This window comes from Paenibacillus sp. P2(2022) (assembly GCF_029522175.1).
Classification (GTDB): domain Bacteria; phylum Bacillota; class Bacilli; order Paenibacillales; family Paenibacillaceae; genus Paenibacillus; species Paenibacillus polymyxa.
On the sequence record NZ_JAKWFI010000003.1, the window covers coordinates 181436 to 202305 of the forward strand.

The window sequence follows — 20870 nt, forward strand, 5'->3', positions numbered from 1 at the left end:
AGGCAAATTCCAATGTATTAAACCGACGTGGCGAATGATTTTTTGAATTTCTCGATAGCTGCCTTCAAAGCTGCTTCATTATCAGCAACCAAGTCTTTCGTGTCGCGGATAGATTGAAGCACATCCTGATGATCGGACTCCATGAAAGACAGGAAGTCTTTTTCAAAACGTTTTACATCCGCTACAGGAATATCATCGAGGAAGCCTTTTACAGCAGTATACAAGCTCACTACTTGTTGCTCTACAGCAAGCGGTTGGTTAACACCTTGTTTCAAAATTTCCATCATGCGTGCACCGCGATCGAGACGGGCTTTGGTGGATTTATCCAAGTCGGACCCGAATTGGGAGAACGCTTGAAGCTCACGATATTGAGCGAGATCCAGACGCAGGGAACCTGCAACCTTTTTCATCGCTTTAATCTGAGCGGAGCCACCTACACGAGATACGGAAATACCTACGTTGATCGCCGGACGTTGCCCTGCATAGAACAAGTCAGCTTCCAGGAAGATCTGTCCATCCGTGATGGAAATAACGTTAGTTGGAATATACGCAGAAACGTCGGAAGCCTGTGTCTCGATGAACGGCAATGCGGTAAGTGATCCGCCACCGAGCTCATCATTCAGCTTCGCTGCACGTTCCAGCAAGCGAGAGTGCAGGTAGAAAACGTCACCCGGATATGCTTCACGACCCGGTGGACGACGCAGCAACAGGGAAAGTTCCCGGTAAGCAGACGCTTGTTTAGTCAAGTCATCATAAACAACGAGGACGTGCTCGCCTTTGTACATAAAGTACTCACCCATGGCACAGCCAGAGTAAGGAGCAATGTACAGCAATGGTGATGGTTCGGAAGCAGATGCCGTAACGACAATCGTGTATTCCAGCGCACCATGACGACGCAATGTTTCAACAACTTGAGCAACCGTGGATTGTTTTTGACCAATAGCAACATAAATACATTTCATGCCGTTGCCTTTTTGGTTCAAAATAGCATCGATTGCGATAGAAGTTTTACCTGTTTGACGGTCACCGATAATCAGCTCACGTTGACCACGACCAATCGGAACCATCGCATCAATAGCTTTAATCCCTGTCTGCATAGGCTCATGTACCGATTTACGGGCCATAACGCCTGGAGCCTGACTTTCAACCGGACGGAATTCTGTTGTAGCAATCGGTCCTTTACCGTCTACCGGTTGTCCCAGCGGGTTAACTACACGTCCGATCATTGCTTCGCCTACAGGGACTTGCATGATCTGACCTGTACGTTTTACTTGACCACCTTCGCGAATGTCGGAGAATTGACCCAAAATAACAACACCGACATTGCTCTCTTCCACATTGAGCGCCAAGCCCAATACGCCAGTGTCGAATTCGACCAATTCACCGGCCATAACTTTTTCCAGTCCGTAGACGCGGGCAATACCGTCGCCGACTTCAACAACAGTGCCGACTTCAACGACCTCGATATCATTTTTATATTGTTCAATCTGACTTTTAATCAATGAACTGATTTCCTCAGGTTTGATACTCAAGTGTGTTCACCCCTATCTTCTATACTCGTCTGTTAAAGGATTTCTCGAGACGATCCAGCTTGCCGGCCAGACTGCCGTCGTACAGTGTATCGCCGATAACCACTTTCAATCCGCCCAGCAGACTCGGGTCCACTATATTTTCCACACGGATTGTTTTATGTTCACGGGTTCCGAATTCCTCGGCTACCGCTGTTTTTTCCTGATCACTTAAAGCATAAGTCGAATACACCTTAGCATGGGCAATCCCCAGCTTGTATTCCTGAATATCGAGATATCCGGCCAGGAGAGATTCGAACAAATCTGCTCTACTGCGCTGAATCAGCAGCTTAATCGTGTTAATCAGCGACGCAGACAACTTGCCTTCAAAATTGCTAGCCAGAACCTGAAGCTTGACTGCTTCCGTAATGTTAGGAGAATTAATGAATTTACGGATTTCAGCATCCCCCGATACAGCTTCTACAAAAGCACGTAGCTCCTGTTCGGTTTCCATAATGGTTTGCTCCTGCTCTGCTACTTCATACAAAGCTTTCGCATACCGTTTGGCAACTACCGTATCTCGGCTCATGCTTTGCCTCCTACCTCTTTAAGGTATTGGTCGACAAGCTCTCCCTGGACTTGATCTTCCTTAATTTCCTTTTGAATCAGTTTGGAAGCAATTTGTACCGAAGCTTTACCCACTTCGCTGCGCAATTCGGCAACTGCCTTATTACGCTCGCTTGTGATTTCACGAACAGCTTCGTCTTTCAGGCGGACAGCTTCGTCTTTGGCCTGAATAATAATTTGTTCCGCTTGCTTGTTACCTGTTTGTTTTGACTGCTCTATAATATCGTAGGCTTCCTTACGCGCCTGCTGGAGAGCCTGCTTTTGCTCCTCAACATAAGCAACAGCCTGTTCACGTGTTTGTGCCGCCTCATTCATTTGCTGTAACACGAGTTGACGCCGCTTTTCCATAACGGAAAAGAGGGGGCCAAATGCATAGCGCGTCAGTAACCAGTACAAGATCAAAAATGCAATGATAGTGAAAACGATACTTGTCCAATTTAAACTCAATTGAAGTCACTCCTTTCCGGTGAACGTCGGTTCTGGATCTTTCATGTTCCAACGAACAAAGAAGGCGCGGATGGCTGTGCCTTCCCCGCCAAACCTTGCTTAGTTCAATTCATTAAGCCTTAGCGTAAAAAATAAATGCCAGAACGACACCGATAATAGGTAGGGCTTCGACCAGACCTACACCGATAAACATAATAGTTTGTAAGGTGGACTTCGCCTCTGGCTGACGAGCGATACCTTCAACTGTTTTACTTACGATCAGACCGTTACCAATACCTGCGCCAAGCGCACCCAAACCTACTGCGATAGCTGCTGCTATTAATGCCCAAGCTCCCATTTTAAAAATCCTCCTTAGAGATGTGTATTTGTATTGTACATGTATTTGCAGTTAAGCGCGAAGCGTACTCCTGAACTTAACTAAAAACCTGAAACATAATTCACCTAATGTTCTTCTTCATGTGTGTCAATTGCCTGTGATATATATACGAACGTCAAAATGGTGAAGACGAACGCCTGAATGCTACCGACAAAAATACTGAATCCCTGCCAGACTACGAGTCCCAATACGGAAGCAACCATACCTCCCACACCGAGTGCTGTCATTTTCAGCAGAACACTAATCAAAACTTCGCCGGCAAAAATATTACCGAATAGACGCATACCGTGTGTCAATAGTTTTGAGAACTGCTCAATCAAGTTAATTGGCAAGAAGAACGGAAATGGCTGAACATAATGCTTGAAGTAAGCTTTGGTATTACGGAAGATCCCCAGGAAATGAACCAGGACAAAGATCATCAATGCAAGTCCAATGGACACCCCTGCATCTGCGGTAGGTGATTTCCACCAGCTGATACCTACATGGGCAGCTTCGCCTGGGTGAGACGCCTGTGCTTGTTCTAGTGCTTCTTTGACTGGAATGATTTCATGTCCAAATACTTGGGCACTTTGCACATTATCGAATTCAGTCACAATCCCGAACGGTAAACCCAGCATATTGCCCACGAAAATGAACATGATCAGCGTCATCCCCAAGGAGAGGAATGGCTTCCCTTTTTTCAAATCCATTGTGCTGGAAATCAATCCTTGAACGAATTCTACAATCCATTCCATAAAATTTTGCAGCTTGCTCGGATTGTCCACAGACAAATTGCGTGTTGCAGCAAATGCCAATCCAAATACAATCGCGCAAGTCACAAAAAGCATAATAATGACGGACAAGTCAATGTTAAACCCGCCCAATTCGATAATCGGTGATTCATGCAACATGTTTTCTCACCCCTTTCTCAGTTGAGCCATTATTTTTCCTGTAGCGTGAATATGATGCCTATAATTAAAAGAAGAAACTGTCCAGTTACCAGACTTGCCATTACAGCGATCTCATGGAAATAGGCTGGGAATTCCATAGCCAGCACCACTGCCAAAATAGAGGTCGCCAATCGAACGCCAAAGCCTATCCCCACCTTTTTCTTCTTTCCTTCACCGGCAGCCGCACTCGCAACCTGTCGAATCTTGTAGGCCATATATAGCACATTTAGACAGCTTACTCCCGTTCCCAGAATGATTCCGTGAGCAATGTCACGATGTTGGGGCATGAAGGCGGAGACCAGGAAACACAGAGCCATAATCATAAGCGCTACGATCCATAACATCTTTTGCATGCGGGTCATCTCATTCATTTATCCCTCAATACCTTTCCGATCACAAGGGCAATACTCAATGCGCCTACAACCAAGCCTACGAGAACGCTTACGCCAGTCCAGATTCCAGATCCACCAAGTTTGGCATCAAGCCATTTTCCGGCATAGAAACCACCCAGTGTGCATATCGTCAAATCAATGCCGATCGCGCTCACCAGTCCTATAGCCTTAAAGGCATTTCCGGTGTTGTTTCGGTTGTTGTTTTGCTTGGAAGGTTTGACCACTTTTCCCATGTCACCCCTGCAATTCCAGTCCATTTTACTTAAATATAAGATGCTTTGTCAATTGAGATATTTTAGCGCCCTAAAGTATAAAAATCAGTCGACAAAGCATCTAAAAATGCTGTATCCCTTGGTAACCGTACAGTTTAACTGTATGCTTACCTTGTAAAGATTAATTATTACGAACGGACGCCTTTTGTGAACATTGTGTGAAATTCTTCAGGACGTTCTGTTTGAACACCATAATGGTGCAAAATCGCATTGACAATTCTTACAGATGCCTGTCCATCACCGTAAGGATTCGCTGCCTGACTCATAGACTCATACAACGCGGAATCTGTCAAAAGAGCCTTGGTCCGATTGTACACATTCTCTTCACTTGTACCCACCAGTTCCAAGGTACCCGCTTCAATCCCTTCCGGTCTTTCGGTCGTATCACGCAGCACTAGGACAGGTACTCCGAACGAAGGCGCTTCTTCCTGAAGACCACCGGAATCGGTAAGAATCAGATGCGTGTGTGGATAAAAATTGTGCAGGTCCACTACATCCAGCGGATCAATCAGCTTAATACGCGGATGGTTGCCCAAAATTTCAAATGCAGGTTCCTTCACAGCCGGGCTCGGGTGAACTGGGTACACAATTGCAATATCCTCAAACTCATCTGCGATCCGCTTAACCGCATTAAAAATCTGACGATGTGGTTCCCCTTGGGATTCCCGGCGATGTGCTGTCATGAGAATCAGGCGTTTGCCCTGAGCCCAGTCCAGTACCGGATGCTCGTAGTCCTGGCGAACTGTATACTGAAACACATCAGTTACTGTATTGCCTGTTACATATATTCGCGATTCAGGTTTATTCTCCTTCCGCAAATTTCCAGCCGATAAAGAAGTAGGCGAAAAATGCAGATCGGACAGCACACCTGTGAGCTGACGATTCATTTCTTCAGGATATGGAGAAAGCTTGTTCCATGTCCGCAAACCTGCTTCCACATGCCCTACTTCAATTTGCTGCATAAAGGCTGCATAGCTAGCCAAGAAAGTCGTCAGCGTATCGCCGTGAACCAACACGATATCAGGCTTGGCTTCACGCAATACGGGTTCCAGACCTTGAAGTACACGTATGGAGATTTCATTGAGTGTCTGGCGATCCTTCATTACATCCAGATCATAGTCAGGGTGGATATTAAAAACTTCCAGAACCTGATCAAGCATCTGGCGATGTTGAGCTGTTACGCATACTACGGACTCGATATGCTCCGGATGGCGCTGAAGCTCCAAAATGAGAGGTGCCATCTTAATCGCTTCCGGACGCACACCGAAAATGGTCATTACTTTGATTTTAGACATTTTCTGTTGAACCCCTTTTCATAATAAACGTCTGCTTCCAGATCTTCCGTGATTCAGATAGATGATCTGTCTTAGCGTCCATAGATTGTGCCGAACCGCTAAAAGCAGTCTACTTAGTTCCGTACAAGCGGTCTCCCGCATCCCCAAGACCCGGAATGATGTAACCATGATCATCCAAACGCTCGTCCAGTGCAGCGACATAAATGTCTACATCAGGATGCGCATCCTGCACAGCTTTCACTCCTTCAGGAGCGGCAATCAGATTCATCATTTTAATTTGAGTACAGCCTCTTTTTTTCAACACATCAATCGCTGCGATCGCCGATCCACCTGTTGCAAGCATCGGATCAATTACGATCAATTCACGTTCAGTTACATCCGTAGGCAGCTTCGTATAATATTCTACGGGTTGCAATGTCTCAGGATCACGGAACAATCCCACATGTCCTACCTTTGCTGCCGGCAAAAGCTTTACGACACCATCCAGCATACCCAAGCCTGCACGCAAAATCGGGATAAGGCCCAGCATACGACCAGAAATCACTTTACCTTCAGTTTCAGCAACTGGAGTCTGCACTGTAATGCTCTCCAGCGGGATATCCCTTGTAATTTCATAAGCCATCAAAGTTGCTACTTCATCAACCAGTTCACGGAAATCTTTCGTGTTGGTCCGCACATCTCGGATAAATGTAAGTTTGTGTTGGATCAAAGGGTGATCGCAAACCACCAGTTTTGCCATAATATATTCCCTCCGGTATTATCGTCACGTTCTTCCGCACCAGCATATCGAACATCCTGATTCGAAAGGATCTATGTAACCTATTTGTACAAACCAAATAAGCACAGATGCAATGCGTGCCTGTAAATCCTGTTTATTATAACATTCCCTTGATTGATTTAACACCTGCCACTGCAACCTTTTGTCAAGGGAAAGATATGACAGGCAAAATACTTGGCAAGGCCCATTTACGTGTGACTTTTGTCATATGAAATCATACTAAAAAGGCTCTGACGGTCCTTGACCGTCAAAGCCTACCAGTTCTAAACTTCCTGCCTGAGATAGAGCCTCTGCTATCCCACGCATATATTCTTTATCTATACTTCAGATTATCCCACGCTCCCTGAAATTGCTGAAGCATTTCGTCCTTCGTAATAACGCCTGCGATATAGGCTTGCATACTACTGCTTAAATCCTGATTTAGCCCCTTTGGAAAGCGCTGGAAGTTCCAGCTCCATATCTTGCCTTCCTTCACGTGCCGAGATATTTCCGCACCCAAATCACCTGTGGTCTCGTCACTAGACGTGATACTTTTGAAGGCAGGAACGAACTTAAACTCCTTGGTAATATAATGCTTGCCTGTTTCTGATGTGACCAGCCAGTTGAGAAATTCCTTTGCCTCCTGCTTCACAGGCGAGTTTTTGTTGACAACCCAGTTCGAGGCCACTCCCACAGCCAGTTTGTCTCCAGTGGAAGAATTATTGTCTATAGGCGTAGGAAGAATACCCAAATTCAAGTTAGGATTAATTCCATCTATTTGCGGCTGCGTCCAGTTCCCCTGGTGCATCATAGCGGCCTTGCCTGTTGAAAACAGTGTCACTTGTGTATTGTAGTCCGTCGTGATCGGATTGGGGTTTCCATATTTTAAAGTCAGGTCAAGCAACTTCACCCACTGATCGAACACGGGGTTACCAGGAATGCGAGCAGTTCCTTGGTTTAAATCCGCAACGTAACTCTCCGGGTTCGGCTGTCTGGCAAAGGGGATATTGATAAAATGGTTTCCCAGAACCCACCATTCTGCATAGCCGTTAGCAAAAGGGATAATCCCTGCTGCTTTCAGTCGCTTGGCTGCTTCCTCCAATTCATCTAACGTCTGAGGCAATTTGGTTATACCCGCTTTTTTGAACAAATCCTTATTATAAACAAAACCAAATCCCTCCAGGTTCATAGGCTGTCCATAAATCTTACCGTTAACCGTCATCGGCTTACGGGCGAAATCGTCCAGGTCCTTCACCCATGGCTGATCCGACAAATCCTCCAGGTACTCAAACCACGTATCACGATCCTGGTAACCCTCATTCGTGAAAATGTCCGGTTGGTCGCCTGAGGCGAATTTAGCCTTCAACGAAGCACCGTAGTCCGTACCCCCACCGACAGATTGAATATCCAGCTTGATACCAGGGTGCGTTCTTTCATACTCAGCCTTCAGTTTGTTCAACGGTTCCGAAATCTCCACTTTAAATTGATAAATGTGTATCGTTTTGGTCCCACTCTGTTGAGCCTTTGTATTACCACAACCTGCAAGCATACACATAAGCAGCAACATCAGGGAGATGACAAGCAGCACTGTCTTTTTCATCCGATAACCCTCCCATCAGCCTTTAACCGCTCCGGCCGCAATGCCAGAAACGATATATTTTTGCATCACCAGAAAAAACACAACGATTGGCGTGATTCCGAGCACCAGTGCGGGCAACGCCAAGTCCCATTGCTTGGTATATTGACCAAACAGCATATAGGTCGCAATCGGAATCGTACGCAGCTCAGGATCATTTAAAATGAGCGAAGGCAGCAGATAATCATTCCAGATCCATAACGTATTCAAAATAAGTACGGTCACGAACATAGGGAGCAACAGTGGACAAACGATGCGAAAGAACACCCCGTAACGAGAGGAACCATCTACTCTCGCCGCTTGCTCAACCTCAATAGGCACCGTTTTAATAAAACCATGAAACAGAAAAACTGATAAAGGCGCTCCAAAACCCAGATAGCACAAAATCAGTCCTGGTATGCTGTTGTTCAGGCTCAATACGTTGGACACTTCCATAAGCGGCAACATAATCGATTGAAAAGGTACGACCATCGCAGCCACAAGCAGCCCGAACAGGAACCGATTAAAAAGAGTATCATGCCGAACCATTTGGTAGGCGGCCATCGAGCTGATCAGCAGCAAAAGCGCATTGCTGACGATGGTGACGATCAGTGAATTCCCCAGTGCTGTGGGAAAGTTTATTTTATTCCAGGCGTTAGCATAGTTTTCAAAACGAAAGGTTGTCGGCCACGAAGCGGAATGAGCCAAAATGTCTCCAAAAGATTTAACCGAGTTCACGAGCAAAAAATAGAACGGAACTAGAAAGATCAACCCAACCACAATAAGCAATATTTCAGCTACCCATGTGCTTAAACGATAGTTCGATGTTTTTTCCATTACATTTCGACCTCCTTTTTCTTCGTGAGGCGCACCTGAATGCTGGTAATGATCGCAACGACCACGAAGAAAATCATAGCCTTAGCAGTTCCCAATCCAAGTCGATTATTTGTAAACGCTTCATTATATATGTCCAACGCTACAGACTCTGTCGCCTTGAATGGTCCACCCTTTGTCAAAGCCAAATTCAGCTCAAATACTTTAAAGGACCAGGATATCGCCAGGAACAAGCAGACGGTCACTGCTGGCATAATAAGCGGCACCACGATATGACGCAAAACCTGTCTTCGGCTCGCACCATCAATTTGGGCTGATTCAATAAGAGCATGTGGGACATTATTTAGAGAGGATATGTAAATAACCATGAGATAACCTGCGTATTGCCAAACAAACACAATGACAGTTCCCCAAAATGCAGTAGGCCCATCACCCAACCACGGCAGTTTGAAAAAGGAAAGCCCTGTCGCTTCTCCCACCGCTGAAAAACCACGTACAAATATAAATTGCCAGATGAAGCCGAGCAGCAAGCCGCCGATCATATTAGGCATAAAAAATACAGTTCGTAGTGCATTGCGAGTACGCAACGGCTTTGTAAGCGCATAGGCTAGGAAAAAGCCCACCAGGTTAGTTAGAATGACACCACATACGGTAAAACGGACCGTAAACCAAAATGCATTACGGAAATCGGGATCATCTTTAAAAATATGAACATAATTCCCTAGCCCGAGCCATCGGACATGTTCAGATACGCCATCCCAGTTCGTCATGGAATAATACAGCCCCAACAGGAACGGAATGACCATAATTAAGACGAAAAACAACGCCATCGGTCCTACAAATATGAGCTGCTGCAATAATTGCGCGGATTTTCTTTCGCTCAATGCAATCACTCCTTTGGTCGTAGATCATGAAGGAAAATGCGCATAAATCCTTACTTTAATCGCTTATTACCCAAAAATGTAAGTTTCGAGTCGTCTGGAATCAAAAAAAGGCTGTTCTCCCTTCGCTAACGAAAGGAAAACAGCCTTTTCATATAAAGATTAAAAGGAATGGCGATGAATTAGTATTGTGTTCCTGGATAGATCGGGAACTTGTCTGTCAACTCGCCCACCGCTTGGCTTGCTTTGGACAATACAGTATCATCTTTTGGATTTTTAAGAGTATCAGCAATGATTTTACCGATTTTAACCATAGCCTCTTCATCCATACCACGAGAAGTTGCAGCAGGTGTACCAATACGGATGCCGCTGGTAACGAACGGACTCGTTGGGTCGAAAGGAATAGCATTTTTGTTGACCGTGATACCCACGGAATCCAATACATGCTCCGCTTCCTTACCTGTAATATTCAAATTGCGGGTATCCAACAGCATCAGGTGATTATCCGTACCACCGGATACAATGTTGATCCCCTCTGCCAGCAGTGTCTCAGCCAGCACCTGTGCGTTGCGAACTACGTTTTGCGCATAGGTTTTGAATGATGGCTGGAGCGCTTCACCCAAAGCAACTGCTTTGGACGCGATCACGTGCATCAGTGGTCCTCCTTGAGTACCAGGGAAGATAGCTTTATCAATCGCTTGCGCCCACGCTTTGCGAGTCAGAATTAGGCCCCCACGCGGACCACGCAGCGTTTTGTGTGTCGTTGTTGTCACAAATTGGGCATGAGGAACTGGACTAGGGTGAATCCCTGCTGCCACGAGACCTGCGATATGTGCCATATCCACCATGAATAAAGCACCTACATCATTAGCAATGGAAGCAAAGGCTTCAAAATCGATAGTACGCGGATATGCACTTGCACCAGCTACGATCAGACGAGGGCGGTGCTTGAAGGCTGCTTTGCGCACTTCATCATAGTCGATGCGGAAGTTGTCTTCACGTACACCGTAAGCAGCAAAGTTATACAACAAACCGGAGGCATTAACCGGGCTTCCGTGTGTTAAGTGGCCGCCATGCGCCAGATTCATACCCAGTACAGTATCTCCAGGTTGAAGAGCTGCCAGATATACCGCCATGTTAGCCTGCGCTCCAGAGTGAGGCTGCACGTTCGCATGCTCGGCGCCAAATAGTTCTTTCGCACGGTCACGTGCAATATCTTCGACGATATCTACATGCTCACAGCCACCATAGTAGCGTTTGTTCGGATAACCTTCAGCATATTTATTGGTAAGCACGGAGCCCATGGCTTCCATTACTGCTTCACTGACGATATTCTCAGATGCGATCAGCTCGATATTGTGGCGTTGCCGTTTCAGTTCAAGCCCCATTGCTTCCATCACTGCCGGGTCACTTTTACGCAGATGTTCCATCATGATTGATTACTCCCTCTCCATGGTCAAATTGTTGGGTATACAAGCAAATGCCTGCTCCTCTGTTGGGTACCTCATCATCAATGCAAAAAAGATCAGTACAAACATGCCGACATGCCAAATGCTAATCGCAGTTTCCGCCGGCTTCTTGTTCCAGACTGTACACTGCCCGTTGTCCGCCAATAAGTGGAGGACGAGTGAACGCGGCCGTCACACGTGCTTCACCAATCCAGCGAAGGCTTGGGCGAAACGGAACGGCAATCGGGCGCAAATGCATGCCAATCAGCGTTTCGCCGATGTCTATCCCGGCATGAGCCTGCACATTCGCCGCCAGACACGCATCGTCCATAGAGCGATAGGCAACGGTAGCCATAGAGCCCCCTGCTGTACGAACAGGAACAGCCGCAACCTCCATCAGGCCTAATCGCTCCAGTAGAGAACGTTCAACGACCAGTGCTCGGTTCAAGTGCTCACAGCATTGAAACGCCACATCAAAGCCATACTCTCTGCGAACGGATTCTACTCCAGACAACACTTGCTGAGCCACATCCAGCGCTCCTGCTGTGCCGATCCGACTTCCAGCCACTTCACTCGTGCTTGCGCCAATAACCAGCAGGCGACCAGCTTTAAGACTGGCCACTTCTGCAATTTCCCGCACGACAGAAGCGGTCTGTGCTTCGAGTGAAATCTCATGATCCAATTGTTCTACCATTGGAACCTCCTTTGGTTGAACAGCCTCTCAGAGACTAGGCATGGTCCCATGCCCCAAGTTCAACACACTCTCTCCTGATCACAATCTGACTATATTATAGCCGATGTTTCAGATTTCGAGCAGAAAAAATGGAAGAACAAGAAGGCAACAGAAGATCTGCTGTAGCTCGTATACGAAAAAAGAGCAGTCCACACCTATGTGGAATTGCTCTTTTGCCCAGGCGACCGGCCGTATATCCGATGCTCCATCGTGGTTAATCCCACTTTTGTCGCCAGTTACATCGGATTCTCATTTTTCCACCTTATCTTAACGGATTAACTTTCGAAAATCAACAGATTCCGTACAAAATAGAGGAATGGTACCGACTTTATTCGGAAGATCCCTTTAGCTTGTCCAGCAACTTATGCAAAGCTACACGGATTTCCGCAGCTGTGACATCGTAGTCCTCCCGCGAACCGCCAAACGGATCTGAGATATCGAAGCCCGGAATCCGTTGATGTAATTCAATCATTCGCTCACGTTCCTGCGCTGATAGCTCTTGTCCAAGTGAAGCCATCAACTGCTGTGATGCATACAAACCATCTAACTCCTGTACGTCATTCAGCACTGCGTCCCGGTCCTCCACATATTCCTTCAGCGTAAATACTTTGCCCGCCGTTTGTGGAAACCGTTGAATGACATGCTGTTTATGTCCTTGCGTCAAGGTTAAGATCAGATGTGCCCACTCGGCAAGCCCGTCGCTTAAAGGGGTTGAAGTGATCTGATCGGATATATCGTGATCACGTAGAACCGCCTCTGCATGCCGGGATATCGACGCCCCATCCATCGCAGCTACTCCAGCGGAACGCACTTCCAGTTCCAGTCCATGCTCAGCAGCCAACTTACGCAGCATCCCCTCAGCCATTGGACTGCGACAGGTGTTCCCTGTGCATACAAATAAGATATTCTTCAACGTCTTCACCCCCCGTATGTTGAAAAAATATATAAACAGAGGATTACTCAAATCCTGTATTTATTTTACACTGTCTACGTTAAAATCAAAACATAAACATAAAGCCGAATGCCAGCAAAACGGCACCGCCCACCGCTTCTCCATAATCCCCCAGATTGCGGCTGACCTTGCGCCCCAGTAACAGCCCCAGCATCGCCATCGCTCCCCCGCAAAAACCAAAGGCCAGAACAGTCAGCACCAGGTCACTCTGGAACATCCCCAGGGAAACTCCCACAGAAAATGAGTCAATGCTCACCCCAAGTGCAAATAGCAAAAGACCCAAAGGCGACCGATGATCCAATACGTGTACGCCGTCTCCCTTGAAGGAATTGTACACCATATGCCCGCCCAAAAGGATGAGTAATCCCCCTGCGAAATAGGTCGTCACATGGCCTAATAAAGAACTCATATAATGGCCTGTGAACATTCCCAGCAACGGCATCAGGATGTGAAAAAAACCAATCACAATGCTGATGCGCAGCACGTCTCGCAGGCGTATCCCCTTCATACCGATCCCTACGCCCAGCGACAGCGCATCCATCCCTAGCGCTACCGCCATGATCAGAATCGTTACAACCTGCCCAGCATCGGCAGAGGCTGCCAGCATACTCCATCCCTCCATTATCCGTCTGTTCTTGTACACGTTATGCGGACAAGGGGCAAATCAGTACAAGCAGGTACTGAAAATACCCAAAACAGAGACGAGGAGAGAGGAGGAATTAAAATAAGAGACTCCATTCTTTACAGAAGCTACAATCGGATAATTCGATGACCTGCCGCTTTAAGCAGTCGATTCATGACGGCGTCTCCCAATCCCTTCGGCGGGCAGGCTTCCGCCAAAATGTAGGTGACGCCGTCTTCATCGCAGCGTCGGAGCACGCCATATAGACGCTGCGCTGCCTCATGAAGCGCGTCCAGCTTGCCCAGCGTGTAGACCCGTTCTCCGGCGTAGCCGGCGGCATGGTCGTCGAACGCGAGCACCGCCGTGCGCTCCCCGCGCGCGGCAGCCTCCGCCAGCGCGTCGCGAATCCAGCCCGTCACTTCAACAGGCGACGGGCCTTGTACCACGCTCAAGCGGCCTCGCGGCGCGTAGTGCGTATACTTCATGCCCGGCGAGCGTGGCGCCAGGCTGTCGACATCCTGCCCCGGTGTGGCAGCCAACGCCGGGTCCAATACGACGGCGCGAGCAACCGCAGCGAGCTGTTCAGCCGTCACGCCGCCAGGGCGCAGAATGGTGACGGTTCCGTCGTCACCCGCTTGCACTACCGTGGACTCCAGTCCCACCCCCGTGGGACCTCCGTCCAAAATACCGCCGATGCGACCCTCCAGGTCCTCCAGCACATGCTGTGCTAGAGTCGGACTGGGTCTTCCCGAGCGGTTGGCGCTTGGTGCAGCCAGCGGACAACCGGCTTCCGTGATCAAGCGCAGCGCGATCGGATGATCCGGCATGCGCACACCGACCGTGTCCAAACCTGCTGTCACACGCGATGACAGTGCCTGCGGCACTACCGGCAATACGAGGGTCAGCGGTCCTGGCCAAAATGCATTCATCAGCGCTCGGGATGTATCGTTAATTTCCGCTACCATGCCTTTTAATTGAGCAGCATCGGAAATATGTACAATGAGCGGGTTATCGGAAGGACGACCTTTGGCAGCAAATACCGCCTCCACCGCTTTCGTGCTGCGTGCATCGGCCCCCAGTCCGTACACGGTTTCCGTAGGGAAGGCTACCGTCTCTCCAGCCTGGAGAAGTACGGCGGCCTCGCGTATGCCCTTTTCCGCTGCGATCAGAGCCTGTCCAGCTGAAAGTTCGTCAGAACCATCCCCGTCAGTGTTGTTCACAGAATCAACGGAATCCACTTTTTCCACCTCAAAAGACGAGATAGCAGATACAGTCGTGCTCTCTACAGGAACCAGACATCTTACATCCCACCAGTGTGTATGAGAAGGCTGTAACGCCTGCTCCTGCTCTGCTATCTCTTTTTTCACAAAACCTACGTGCAAGTCATGCATTTGATTCACTTTATCACTCATATCAGATCATCCCATATCTTATTGTCATACAGGCCATTTCATGGCCCTGATCCCCAAAAACCTACTTTAACAAATCAGTTCGATTTGGCTCTGCCCTCTGTATATCTATCGTAAGTTCCATTATAACATATGGGGAAAATTACACTCGTTGTTCTCTTTTCCATAGCACTGACGAAACATTTAGGCAAACAAGCCACTCACCCAGCTCCACAGCCCCGTAAGGGCATCCCACAGGAAAAAACGTACTTCCGGCTCCTTGCCAGCGGCGTTCGTTCGATTGTCTTCATGACTTGTTTTTGCCGATACAGTTTGTGCTGCTGCTTCACCACTGCCTGCATCAATAAAGCACAACGGCGGGAACAGCACACACCACCAATTTTGCCCTTTCCCTTGCCCCAGTGTAACCCGAAGCGCCTCATAATTCCCTGCCGGGTAGACAAGACCTCCGTACATTTTCGTCGGAAAAGGTACACTTGCCAGCTCCACCTGATGATCATACGCTATACCGCGAAGAGCCAGTTCTTCACCTACCAAGCGATCAATTTCAGGTAAATGTGCGTCAATCAACACTCTGGCTTGATTTAGGCTTTGTGGATTGTCCAGTTCACCCACCCACGCATTCATCTGCTGCACGATGGCATCCCGTATTTCGCGCTTAACCAACTGATCCTCCGGACGATCTGAATTTGCTAAAATTCGCAGTCGAATGGAATCGTGCGGAATTACTTTCAACCCTGTGGTGGTCACTCCAGATGCTAAAGTTCCTCTTGCCCCCGTGGTCATAGCTGCATCTGTTTTTTGACCTTCCCAAGACATCATTAATATTGAAATACAAAAGAGTATCATTGCAGCTTGCTTTATCCAACTTCTCATCTTCGTCCCCCCAAACCCAAACTCTATCATATCTATCAGTCTGTCCGGTTTGGGAGAGTCTAAACCTATGAATCTCGTAAAATAATTCAGGCTATTGCAAGCTAGATCGTCACCTAGGAATATAAAAAAGCCCAGATTTCACAATCTGGACTCTTTTGTTGCACCGTTTCAACTCGTAAAAATAACTATTAATATTAAGCCACAACCCACCTGTACTAGGCTTTTTTCGCCTTCGTCAAGCTTACTCTGGAAGGCTGCGGCAGGTCATCCTCTAGCTCCTGGCCATGCACCTTAATGCTCATAACTAAGCCAATACTAGCCATGTTAATAAGCAACGAGGTACCGCCATAGCTTATGAACGGGAGCGTAATCCCCGTAAGTGGCATAATGCCCAGAAACGCACCAATGTTCTCAAAAATCTGATATAGCAACATGGACACAATCCCGACAATAATATATGGTCCAGCTCGATCCCGGCATTCCAGCGAAATCAGGATCATTCGATGAATCAAAATAAAATATAGCAACAGCAGAATGGATGAGCCTACAAACCCAAACTCCTCTGCTACAACTACAAAAATAGAATCCGCATAGGTATAGGGAACACGTCCGGACTGTACCGAAGTTCCCTGCAAGAAGCCCTTGCCCATCATTCCGCCAGAAGCTATGGCCAGTTTGGCATTTTTCGTATGATAAGATGCCTTCGCAGTCGCTTCTTCTGGTACCAGCCAAGGGTCTAAACGCTCTACCCAGTGACTACGTCCAATGCCTTTCATAAAGGAATCAATCTCATCATGAAACGAAATATACGCTTTGATCCCGCCACCAACGGCGACTGCAAATACGATAAATCCGATTAGCGCATGGGATGCCTTCACATTACCAATCCATAGCATACCAATGACGATGACAATGTAACCGAGCGCATTACCCAAGTCATTTTGTGCCATGACCATGGCAAATGGGACAAAGCTCACTAGAGCAACTGGAAGAACATCCTGAATAAAATACAGCTTGCTCTTGCGCTTTTTAATCAGCATATACGCCAAAAAAATGATAAGAACCAGCTTGAATACCTCAGCAGGCTGGAGATTTAAGCCACCAATTTTCAAAAAGCCTTGAGAGTTATTAACCGTCCCGCCAAAAAAGCCGAGAATCAGCAGAAATATCCCGCCTCCATATACATACAAGGCTTTTTTAATGAATATCCGAAAATCAACTATCGCTAAACCCAAGATCGCTACAAAGCCCAATATATAATACCCGATCATCTTCTGGTAATCGTTGCCGTGCTCTGCCAAGTTCGTAGGACCCCTACCAGCACTGTATACCGTTATGATACTAATCGCCATGAGCAAAACCAGAATAAAAATAACCGGACCATCAATTTTTTTCAATTTCTGAAGCATGATTTCCCCCTGAGCCGTTTCTCGGTCATACTCCTCTTATTCTAAAGGAAAGACTCGCAAAAAGAAAATGCAGCATTACTCCGAGACGCCTAGGACATGTCGCTCGATCCCCGCAAGGTCAGGAATGATTAGAATGTTCTTCCAATGACCTGCCTGTTCCAGCAGGCCAGCCACGTCTCTGGCCTGTCCCATCCCCAGCTCAAACCCGATTAGCCGGGGTGGGGCCTGAAGGAGCCCAAGCTGCTCCAGCATTGCCCGATACGGGCCAAGCCCGTCAGGGCCGCCATCCAGCGCCATTCGCGGCTCATGGTCGCGCACCTCTGGCTGCAAGCCAGCGATGTCAGCAGCCGGGATATATGGCGGGTTGGACACGAGGATGTCCACCGCTGTTCCCGCAAACGGCACCAGTAGATCGCCCTCGCGGAATTCTACGGCTGCGCCGTTTGCGGCGGCGTTCTGGGACGCCATTTCGAGCGCAGCAGTAGAAATATCCCCCGCTGCTACGTGCCAGCGCGGCCGCTCAGCTGCCAGCGTCACGGCAATCGCGCCGCTACCCGTGCCAATGTCGAGCGCGTGTGGAGCACCGCTCGACCACAGCCGGTCGCCGTGCTGGAGTATCGCCTCGACGAGCAGCTCTGTCTCGGGGCGCGGAATCAGCACCGACGGTGAAACCGCGAACGGGCGTCCATAAAATTCCTGCCGTCCGATAATATACTGCGCCGGTTCACCCGCAGCTTTGCGGGCGATGATCCGTTCCCACGTCTCCTTAACGGAGGAAGGGAACGGATCGCCCAGAGCGGCGTAAAACCTCGTACCTTCCAGCCCAAGCACATGTTCCAGCAGCAAGCGGGCATTATGCTGCGGCTCCAACACGCCGCAACTTCCTAAAAAAGAAGAAGCCTCAACTAAGGCTTCTCTGACACTCATGTTCCGTTCCGGCGGCATCCGATACACACAATCGCGTTCGTTCCCCAAAACTTAAACCTCTTGTTCCATCAAATCAGCCTGCTCTGCAATCGTGAGCGCTGATACGATTTCTTCGATCTCTCCGTTCATCACCTGGTCCAGCTTGTGCATGGTTAAACCAATGCGATGATCCGTTACACGGCTTTGCGGGAAGTTGTAAGTACGTATACGCTCACTGCGATCCCCGGTACCTACTTTGCTCTTACGCTCGCCTGCATATTTGGCTTCCTCTTCCTGACGCATCATATCCGAAATACGGGCACGCAAAACTTGCAGCGCCTTCTCCTTGTTGGAGTTCTGGGATTTGCCGTCCTGGCAGGTTGCCACAATACCTGTTGGCATATGCGTTACACGCACCGCCGACTTGGTTGTATTAACGGACTGACCGCCCGCACCGCTGGAGCAGAAAGTATCCACGCGGATATCCTTGTCTAAAATTTCGATATCCACTTCCTCTGCCTCAGGCATCACGGACACCGTGGAGGTAGACGTATGAATACGTCCGCCAGATTCTGTTGTCGGAATCCGCTGTACACGGTGTGCGCCACTTTCAAATTTCATTTTGCTGTAGGCACCGCGTCCGTTAATCATGAAAATAACCTCTTTAAAGCCTCCAAGGTCATTCATGTTCGCATCCATCAATTCTACACGCCAGCCTTGTGTATCTGCATAACGAGTGTACATCCGGTACAAGTCCGCTGCAAACAGTGCAGCCTCGTCCCCACCCGCAGCACCACGAATTTCGATAATAACGTTCTTATCATCGTTCGGGTCCTTCGGCAGCAGCAAAATGCGGATTTTCTCGTCCAGTTCCCGCTTACGGGCACTCAGCTCTTCGATCTCCATTTTGACCATTTCACGCATCTCGTCGTCAAGCTTTTCAGCCTGCATGGCTTTAGCAGCGTCCAGCTCCTCAACGACAGTTTTATATTCGGTATATGCTTCATAAGCAGGCTGTAAATCAGACTGTTCTTTGGAATAATCTCTAAGTTTTTTGCTATCGTTCGCCACATCCGGATCGCAGAGCAGTTCGCTCAGTTTATCGTAGCGGTCCGCCAATGATTGCAATCGGTCCAACAAGCGATTCACCTCTTCAGTTAAATTAATATGAAACCAGCTTTGAATTCACTGGCTACAGCTCTTTATTATAACAACTAATCGATTAATTAGCTACATAAAATACTTGCTAATTTAGGATTTTGCAAAAATCAACAAATCAATTGAAGTCGAATAAACAATATTCCGCTAAAGATTTGGTAACAAACTCTCAATCAGGAAAAAGGAATACGAATCAAATAAAAAGTCGCCGCCCGGGACAGGCAGCGACTAAGTAAGTTAGTACATGCGGATAACACATATACAATGACCTAATATGTTTGTATATAAACCCTGTTTGCTATACGCCGAGATGCATCCTAAACATTAAAACGGAAATGCATAACGTCTCCGTCCTGCACCACATATTCCTTACCTTCCAAACGAAGCTGACCACGTTCTTTGGCCCCGTTCATAGATCCAGCAGCGACCAAGTCATCGTAGGATACAACCTCAGCGCGAATAAATCCGCGTTCAAAATCCGAGTGGATTACGCCCGCAGCGCCAGGTGCTTTTGTTCCTTTGTGAATAGTCCATGCGCGTACTTCCTGCACACCTGCTGTGAAATACGTATACAGTCCCAGCAAGCGGTAAGCTGCTTTGATCAGACGGTTCAGACCAGACTCAGCCAGCCCTAGCTCCTCAAGGAACATTGCCTTGTCTTCGCCTTCCAGCTCAGCAATTTCAGCCTCTACTTTGGCACTGATCGGTACCACTTCAGCATTTTCCGCTACTGCAAATTCACGTACCTTTTGCACATATGGATTGCTGTCAGCTTCCGTTACACCATCTTCACTGACATTAGCTGCGTACAATACAGGCTTCATCGTGAGCAAATGAAGGTCGCGTATAATCAGCTTTTCGTCTTCTGACAATTCTACGCTACGTGCAGGTTTGTCGGCATACAGCGATTCCTTGATCCGTTCCAGTACTTCAACCTCTTGGGCATACTGCTTGTTGCCGCCCTTCATGTTCTTACGGGAACGATCAATGCGCTTGTCTACACTTTCGATATCCGCCAGAATCAATTCTAGATTAATCGTCTGAATATCGCTGATCGGATCAATTTTGCCGTCCACATGAGTAATATTCTCATCTTCAAAGCAGCGTACCACATGAACAATGGCATCTACTTCACGAATATGAGCCAAAAACTTGTTACCCAAACCCTCGCCTTTGCTGGCACCTCGTACAAGTCCTGCAATATCAACAAATTCAAAAGCCGTTGGTACCGTTTTGTTCGGTACTACCAGTTCAGTCAGCTTATCCAGTCGCTCGTCCGGTACTTCAACGACCCCTACATTAGGGTCAATTGTACAAAATGGATAGTTTGCGGATTCCGCCCCCGCCTGCGTTATTGCGTTAAACAGTGTTGATTTGCCCACGTTCGGCAGACCCACGATCCCCGCTTTTAAAGCCATAATCAG

The 20870-nt window shown here is 47.9% G+C and carries 22 protein-coding genes and 1 riboswitch; all 22 genes read right to left on the minus strand.

Features of this window, described 5'->3' with window-relative positions; translation table 11 throughout:
• Positions 1-17 precede the first annotated feature (17 nt).
• A complete protein-coding gene (atpA, locus tag MMB75_RS12530) occupies positions 18-1532 on the minus strand; it encodes a F0F1 ATP synthase subunit alpha (RefSeq protein ID WP_016822886.1) in 1515 nt (504 codons plus the stop codon).
• A 19-nt stretch (positions 1533-1551) separates the two neighbouring features.
• Positions 1552-2097: a F0F1 ATP synthase subunit delta gene (locus tag MMB75_RS12535; protein ID WP_016822885.1), complete on the minus strand. Its 546-nt coding sequence runs from the start codon at positions 2095-2097 to the stop codon at positions 1552-1554.
• On the minus strand, positions 2094-2582 hold the full coding sequence (gene atpF, locus MMB75_RS12540; protein ID WP_013373436.1) for a F0F1 ATP synthase subunit B: 489 nt from the start codon (positions 2580-2582) through the stop codon (positions 2094-2096). The genes MMB75_RS12535 and atpF overlap by 4 nt, the downstream gene beginning before the upstream one ends.
• Before the next feature lie 112 nt (positions 2583-2694).
• Entirely contained in the window at positions 2695-2919 is a 225-nt protein-coding gene (atpE, locus tag MMB75_RS12545) for a F0F1 ATP synthase subunit C (RefSeq protein ID WP_013373437.1), read from the minus strand.
• Positions 2920-3023: 104 nt separating this feature from the next.
• A complete protein-coding gene (atpB, locus tag MMB75_RS12550) occupies positions 3024-3848 on the minus strand; it encodes a F0F1 ATP synthase subunit A (protein WP_090888745.1) in 825 nt (274 codons plus the stop codon).
• A 29-nt stretch (positions 3849-3877) separates the two neighbouring features.
• Positions 3878-4258 carry an ATP synthase subunit I gene (locus MMB75_RS12555; protein ID WP_013373439.1) on the minus strand — a complete coding sequence of 127 codons (381 nt, stop codon included), beginning with the start codon at positions 4256-4258 and terminating at the stop codon, positions 3878-3880.
• Positions 4255-4512, minus strand: coding sequence for an AtpZ/AtpI family protein (locus MMB75_RS12560; RefSeq protein WP_277507897.1), 258 nt, complete (start codon positions 4510-4512; stop codon positions 4255-4257). The genes MMB75_RS12555 and MMB75_RS12560 overlap by 4 nt, the downstream gene beginning before the upstream one ends.
• Before the next feature lie 167 nt (positions 4513-4679).
• Positions 4680-5846 (minus strand): non-hydrolyzing UDP-N-acetylglucosamine 2-epimerase, encoded by a 1167-nt coding sequence (gene wecB / locus MMB75_RS12565; RefSeq protein ID WP_016822881.1) that lies wholly within the window; start codon positions 5844-5846, stop codon positions 4680-4682.
• A 109-nt stretch (positions 5847-5955) separates the two neighbouring features.
• On the minus strand, positions 5956-6585 hold the full coding sequence (gene upp / locus MMB75_RS12570) for a uracil phosphoribosyltransferase (protein WP_013312332.1): 630 nt from the start codon (positions 6583-6585) through the stop codon (positions 5956-5958).
• Positions 6586-6937: 352 nt separating this feature from the next.
• Entirely contained in the window at positions 6938-8203 is a 1266-nt protein-coding gene (locus MMB75_RS12575; RefSeq protein ID WP_277507898.1) for an ABC transporter substrate-binding protein, read from the minus strand.
• 15 nt (positions 8204-8218) lie between these two features.
• The gene (locus MMB75_RS12580; protein WP_013373443.1) at positions 8219-9055 is read right to left on the minus strand and encodes a carbohydrate ABC transporter permease; all 837 of its coding nucleotides are present in this window, start codon (positions 9053-9055) and stop codon (positions 8219-8221) included.
• Positions 9055-9936 (minus strand): carbohydrate ABC transporter permease, encoded by an 882-nt coding sequence (locus tag MMB75_RS12585; protein ID WP_277507899.1) that lies wholly within the window; start codon positions 9934-9936, stop codon positions 9055-9057. The genes MMB75_RS12580 and MMB75_RS12585 overlap by 1 nt, the downstream gene beginning before the upstream one ends.
• Before the next feature lie 179 nt (positions 9937-10115).
• Entirely contained in the window at positions 10116-11366 is a 1251-nt protein-coding gene (locus MMB75_RS12590; RefSeq protein ID WP_016324828.1) for a serine hydroxymethyltransferase, read from the minus strand.
• A gap of 121 nt (positions 11367-11487) precedes the next feature.
• Entirely contained in the window at positions 11488-12075 is a 588-nt protein-coding gene (locus MMB75_RS12595) for a TIGR01440 family protein (RefSeq protein ID WP_016822875.1), read from the minus strand.
• A gap of 207 nt (positions 12076-12282) precedes the next feature.
• Positions 12283-12364, minus strand: a riboswitch (ZMP/ZTP riboswitch).
• A gap of 78 nt (positions 12365-12442) precedes the next feature.
• On the minus strand, positions 12443-13027 hold the full coding sequence (locus MMB75_RS12600; protein ID WP_019688822.1) for a low molecular weight protein arginine phosphatase: 585 nt from the start codon (positions 13025-13027) through the stop codon (positions 12443-12445).
• A gap of 85 nt (positions 13028-13112) precedes the next feature.
• Positions 13113-13673 carry a manganese efflux pump MntP gene (locus tag MMB75_RS12605; RefSeq protein WP_016822873.1) on the minus strand — a complete coding sequence of 187 codons (561 nt, stop codon included), beginning with the start codon at positions 13671-13673 and terminating at the stop codon, positions 13113-13115.
• A gap of 143 nt (positions 13674-13816) precedes the next feature.
• Positions 13817-15100 carry an L-threonylcarbamoyladenylate synthase gene (locus MMB75_RS12610; protein WP_019688823.1) on the minus strand — a complete coding sequence of 428 codons (1284 nt, stop codon included), beginning with the start codon at positions 15098-15100 and terminating at the stop codon, positions 13817-13819.
• A 180-nt stretch (positions 15101-15280) separates the two neighbouring features.
• On the minus strand, positions 15281-15973 hold the full coding sequence (gene spoIIR, locus MMB75_RS12615; protein ID WP_019688824.1) for a stage II sporulation protein R: 693 nt from the start codon (positions 15971-15973) through the stop codon (positions 15281-15283).
• 215 nt (positions 15974-16188) lie between these two features.
• A complete protein-coding gene (locus MMB75_RS12620) occupies positions 16189-17382 on the minus strand; it encodes an FtsW/RodA/SpoVE family cell cycle protein (protein ID WP_013373452.1) in 1194 nt (397 codons plus the stop codon).
• A 75-nt stretch (positions 17383-17457) separates the two neighbouring features.
• Positions 17458-18357, minus strand: coding sequence for a peptide chain release factor N(5)-glutamine methyltransferase (gene prmC / locus MMB75_RS12625; protein ID WP_045244658.1), 900 nt, complete (start codon positions 18355-18357; stop codon positions 17458-17460).
• 3 nt (positions 18358-18360) lie between these two features.
• Positions 18361-19428 carry a peptide chain release factor 1 gene (gene prfA / locus MMB75_RS12630; protein WP_013373454.1) on the minus strand — a complete coding sequence of 356 codons (1068 nt, stop codon included), beginning with the start codon at positions 19426-19428 and terminating at the stop codon, positions 18361-18363.
• A 335-nt stretch (positions 19429-19763) separates the two neighbouring features.
• Positions 19764-20864: a redox-regulated ATPase YchF gene (gene ychF / locus MMB75_RS12635; protein ID WP_016822869.1), complete on the minus strand. Its 1101-nt coding sequence runs from the start codon at positions 20862-20864 to the stop codon at positions 19764-19766.
• Between the last annotated feature and the right edge of the window lie 6 nt (positions 20865-20870).